Origin of the sequence: Kosakonia oryziphila, from assembly GCF_900094795.1 — a bacterium.
GTDB lineage: Bacteria > Pseudomonadota > Gammaproteobacteria > Enterobacterales > Enterobacteriaceae > Kosakonia > Kosakonia oryziphila.
Genome location: NZ_FMBC01000118.1, coordinates 1 through 1,671, shown reverse-complemented (window position 1 = coordinate 1,671; position 1,671 = coordinate 1). Strand labels below are relative to the sequence as shown.

1 protein-coding gene and 1 pseudogene are annotated in these 1,671 nt (G+C 40.6%); one reads left to right on the top strand and one right to left on the bottom strand.

Features of this window, described 5'->3' with window-relative positions:
- Positions 1-97: 97 nt before the first annotated feature.
- Positions 98-667: pseudogene (locus GA0061070_RS24395) on the top strand (IS3 family transposase); the annotation flags it as partial.
- A 133-nt stretch (positions 668-800) separates the two neighbouring features.
- Here the strand turns inward: GA0061070_RS24395 and GA0061070_RS24390 are convergent.
- Positions 801-1,394, bottom strand: coding sequence for a tyrosine-type recombinase/integrase (locus tag GA0061070_RS24390; protein WP_090139105.1), 594 nt, complete (start codon positions 1,392-1,394; stop codon positions 801-803).
- Between the last annotated feature and the right edge of the window lie 277 nt (positions 1,395-1,671).

Here is a 1,671-nt window from a genome sequence, read left to right as displayed (position 1 = left end):
TCACTGAACAATATGACGCCGGAGGAGTATCGACAGCACCATTATTTGGCCGGGATCTCAAAAAATGCATGGAACTAAAACGGGTCTATTTACATTTCTGAATCTGCGCAGGAAACGTTCCCGCAGACATATCAGTGCGGCACACCGTCAGCAGAGTCCACCCCTGACGTACATCGATCAGTGCTGGAGTATGGATTTCGTGTCGGATAGTCTGTTTAACGGACGGCGCTTCCGGGCGCTGACTGTAGTGGATAATTTTAGTCGGGAATGTCTGGCGCTCCATGCCGGAAAATCACTGAAGGGTGAGGATGTGGTCAACATAATGGAAGCGCTGCGGGTGCTGAATCAGCGCCTGCCGGTACGTATTCAGACGGATAACGGCAGCGAGTTTATCTCGAAAAGTTTGGATAAATGGGCGTATGAACATGGTGTCACGGTAGACTTCTCCCGACCCGGAAAGCCGACATATAACCCGTTTATTGAGTCATTTAACGGTTGTCTGCGGGACGAATGCATGAACATTCACTGGTTTTTGTCACTGGAAGATGCACAGGACAAACTCGACAACTGGCGCAGGGAATATAATCATGAGAGAACCCATTCATCATTAAATGACATGACTCCGGCGGAATTTATCCGAAGTATCCAGAAAGACGGAGATCTCTGATGTAGCATTGTACTGATTTTGGACCAGAGTCACCCAGCTAAAAGTTAAGACAACCGTTATCCTGTCTTTATCGAGTAAAAAGGTGGCCACCATATTGCTATATGATTATAAATATAGTAGCCAGCTTAATTATTTAAAAGCAAGAAGTTAATGTAAAAATAGTTTTCACATTATTTTTATCTGACCAAATATTTTTAAATCGTTGAGCATTTGATGCTGTATACAATACTGTATGTCTGATATTCCTATGCCCCAAATAATCCTGAATTAGCCGAGTATCAATTCCCCTTTCCGCAAGACTATACCCACAGGAATGCCTAAGCATATGAGGATGTATAGATAAAGGAAGACCCGCAACATGACCATACTTTCTTAATATTTGATAAAATCTTTGCCTGGTCATTTTTCCACCTTGCCGAGTTAAAAACAACCAAGGCAAATGGCTCCCTGAATTCAGCTTCCGCTGAATGAGCCATAGTTGTAATACAGCATCCTCTTCCAGTAACAATGGATGGCATGTACTAAACCCACCTTTTAATCTCTTTATACTGAGTTTCTTTGATAACGGATCATAATCCTCTAACATCAATGATGTTAATTCACTCACCCTTAAACCATGTAAAAAAGCTATGCAAACCATACAATAGTCGCGTTCGGAGCCCACTTTATTGGAGATAGTTTGCAGTAAACATCTTATTTCTTCCTCGTTAAGGTACTTTCTAGTCATATTTTTGCTCCAATTTTAACGAATCCATCACATTAACTCGTAGGTAAAAAAATAAATAATGGTAATTCAGAATTATTCACTAATCATTAAGAATCACTCAGATAAATAGATCAATATACACACAAAATGTAGCCAATGAAATTGGCTTAACGCAAATTTACGGTAAATTAAAATGTTTAAGTTGAATCGCCACGGGTTTAACAGACACCTCAGAGTCATTTAAGATGACTTAAAGAGAGGTGCCCATGAGCGGTAAACGTTATCCCGAAGAGTTTAA